Here is a 2,649-nt window from a genome sequence, read left to right as displayed (position 1 = left end):
GTCTTGAGCGCCTCGGCCCCGACGAGGTGTTGGCGTTGATGCAGCAGGGCAGCAATGTCGTTTTCGTCGACGTGCGTGGCGTGCCGCTGGCCGGCCGCATTCCCGGCGCGCGCCATCTCGACCTCGGCGCCCTGGGCGATGCGGCCCTGGCAGGCTGGCCGTTGGAGGCGGAGTTCATCACTTACTGCGCCTGTCCCAACGATGTGTCCGCCGCGCGCGCCGCGCAGTGGCTGAAGGCCAGGGGGCACCAGGCCCGTGTGCTGCGAGGCGGCATCGACGCCTGGGCGCAGGCCGGCCATGCCCTCGAAACGGCATGAATTCATGTTCGGCCGGCATTGAGTGGTGGGTGTTGGATATAGTATTTACCCTACAATCGGGTTTACCCTAGATCGACGAGAGGGCCACGAGCCCAAACCAACATGAGCCTGATCCAAAACTTGCTGCAATCTCTGCGCACCGCGCTGACCGTTGACACCGTCTCCGACGTCGAAGAGCGCTATCTGTCCAGCGCCATTGACCACGCCGACCTCGAGCGCCGTATTGCAACCCAATCGCGCGCCTCCATGTCGATGGCACCGATGAACATCGGTCGCTGAGCCAAGCCGGCTTCGCAAAAACGGCCCCGTCAGGGGCCGTTGTCGTTTCCGGGCTGCGCTTACTGGATCAGGCCGTTCTTCAGCGCGTAGTAGGTCAGGTCGCTGTTGGTCTCAAGCTTGATCTTCTCCAGCACCCGGGTGCGGTAGGTGCTGACGGTCTTGACGCTGAGGAACATGGCCTTGGCCATGTCGCCCACCGTCTCTCCCTTGGCCAGGCGCAGGAAGACCTGCAGCTCACGCTCCGACAGCGACTCGTGCAGCGGCCGGTCGGAGCCGCCCCCGGCGACGCCGTCGGCCAGCAACTCGGCCACGGCCGGGCTGATGTAGCGCCGGCCGCGCGCGACGGTGCGGATGGCATTGGCGATCTCCTCCGGATCGCACTCCTTGTTCAGATAGCCGCTGGCGCCCTGGCGCAGCAGCGCCGTGGCGTAGTGCGTCTCGGGGAAGCCGCTGAGGATGAGGATGGGCAACTCGGGGAAGCGGGTCTTGATGGCCGACAAGGCATCCACGCCGCTCTGCCCGGGCATGGAGATGTCCATCAACAAGACATCGACCTCGCCGGTGCGCGCCAGCTCGAGCGCGTCGCGGCCGTTGCCGGCCTCGCCTGTCACGCGCAGGTCGACGTTTTCGCCGAGGAACTGACGCAGGCCGGACCGCACGATGGCGTGGTCGTCAACGATGCCAATGCGAATCATGTTGCGCTCCGAATCAGTTGTGATAACGAGTAAAGCGTAGCGAGGGCAAACGGCGTGCGCGATCAGCGCTGTCCTACAAGGGGTATAGGCCGGCCGCTTGTCCTACGGGCCCACACGAATGTGGCCGGTAGCCAGAGCCATCGGTTTTTTGCAAAGTCGGCTCAGGTCACGCAGACCATGGAGCGAGTGATGAAAACCCTGGCCGATACCTTGGCCCGTCTCCTCCCGCCGCTTTGGCTGGTGCTGGCCCTCAGCGCCGCACTTGGCGCCGCCTTGCTGACGGCCTTTGTCGACCYCCTTCAACAGAACGTTCGCCGTGGCGAGGAAATGCGCCACTGGCAACGCGTCGGCGTTGTCCGACACCCGATAGGCGCCGTGGCTGCCGCCGCGCCGCAGGCGCAGCCGCCACAGTTGCCCACATCGTTTTCCCAACACCTTCAGCGATGAAGAAAGGACGCATGATGAACCGCATCCCCACCCCCCGCACGCCGCTGATTGCCGCCCTGGCCCTGGTCGCCGCCCTGGCCGCCTGCAGCAAGCAGAACGACGAACGCACTGCCGGCCAGAAGCTCGACGGCGCGATTGCCGACGCCAAGCAGGCCGGTAACGAGGCCAAGACCGATGCCCGCCAAGCCGTGGACAAGGCTGAGACCAAGCTGAAGGACGCGACTGCGGCCGCTGCTGACGCCGCCACCGACGCGACCATCGTCACCAAGATCAACGCCGCGCTGATGGCCGATGACAGGCTCAAGGCCACCAAGATCGACGTGCGAGCCGAGGACGGCCGCGTCACGCTGGTCGGTACGGCCCCCGACGCCGGCTCGCAGGCTCGCGCGACGACGCTGGCCTCCGCCGTGAACGGTGTTCGCTCAGTGGACAACCAGCTCGTGGTGGCACGCAATGGTTGACAAGCAAAGGCCTCTGCAACTGGATGAGGCCGGCCTGGAGGCGGCGCGCGGTCATCTCGATGATGGCGCGGTCACGCCGGCCTACGGGCCGTGGCGTGAAGACATCGTCGGCCTCCTCAACGGTGCTTTGGCCACCGAGCTGATCTGCGTGCTGCGCTACCGCCGGCACCACTTCATGGCCACGGGGCTGGAGTCGCCCAGCATTGCTGCGGAATTTCTCGTCCATGCCGATGCGGAGCTGGGCCATGCCGACCGGCTGGCCGAGCGCATCGTGCAGCTGGGCGGCGAACCCGACTTCAACCCTGTGGGCCTGCCTGAGCGCAGCCACGCGGACTACGACGGCGTCAACGATCTCAAGGCCATGATCAAGTCCAACCTCATCGCCGAGCGGGTTGCTGTCGAGAGCTACCGGCAGATGATCGGCCTCGTCGGGGACAAGGATTCCACGAC

Annotated in this window: 6 protein-coding genes; 5 read left to right on the top strand and 1 reads right to left on the bottom strand. The window is 65.8% G+C overall.

Going from position 1 to position 2,649, the window contains the following annotated elements:
* Both AC1DU6_RS26675 and AC1DU6_RS26670 read left to right on the top strand, forming a co-directional pair.
* A partial coding sequence (locus AC1DU6_RS26675) for a rhodanese-like domain-containing protein (RefSeq protein WP_477860807.1) occupies nucleotides 1-317 on the top strand: 317 nt, incomplete at its 5' end.
* 102 nt (nucleotides 318-419) lie between these two features.
* Nucleotides 420-596: a hypothetical protein gene (locus tag AC1DU6_RS26670; protein ID WP_157281608.1), complete on the top strand. Its 177-nt coding sequence runs from the start codon at nucleotides 420-422 to the stop codon at nucleotides 594-596.
* A 59-nt stretch (nucleotides 597-655) separates the two neighbouring features.
* Here AC1DU6_RS26670 and AC1DU6_RS26665 read toward each other — a convergent pair whose 3' ends face one another.
* Nucleotides 656-1,291: a response regulator gene (locus AC1DU6_RS26665; protein WP_056197556.1), complete on the bottom strand. Its 636-nt coding sequence runs from the start codon at nucleotides 1,289-1,291 to the stop codon at nucleotides 656-658.
* 189 nt (nucleotides 1,292-1,480) lie between these two features.
* Between AC1DU6_RS26665 and AC1DU6_RS26660 the strand changes: the two genes are divergently transcribed.
* From AC1DU6_RS26660 to AC1DU6_RS26650, 3 genes are all read left to right on the top strand, one after another.
* Nucleotides 1,481-1,738, top strand: a complete 258-nt coding sequence (locus AC1DU6_RS26660; protein ID WP_477860805.1) for a hypothetical protein — start codon at nucleotides 1,481-1,483, stop codon at nucleotides 1,736-1,738.
* 14 nt (nucleotides 1,739-1,752) lie between these two features.
* A complete protein-coding gene (locus tag AC1DU6_RS26655; RefSeq protein ID WP_457356499.1) occupies nucleotides 1,753-2,199 on the top strand; it encodes a BON domain-containing protein in 447 nt (148 codons plus the stop codon).
* On the top strand, nucleotides 2,192-2,649 hold a 458-nt coding region (locus AC1DU6_RS26650), incomplete at its 3' end, for a ferritin-like domain-containing protein (protein WP_477860804.1). The genes AC1DU6_RS26655 and AC1DU6_RS26650, both read left to right, overlap by 8 nt.

The sequence above is a fragment of the Roseateles sp. P5_B10 genome, assembly GCF_056400485.1.
This window is presented reverse-complemented; position numbering and strand designations above follow the sequence as displayed.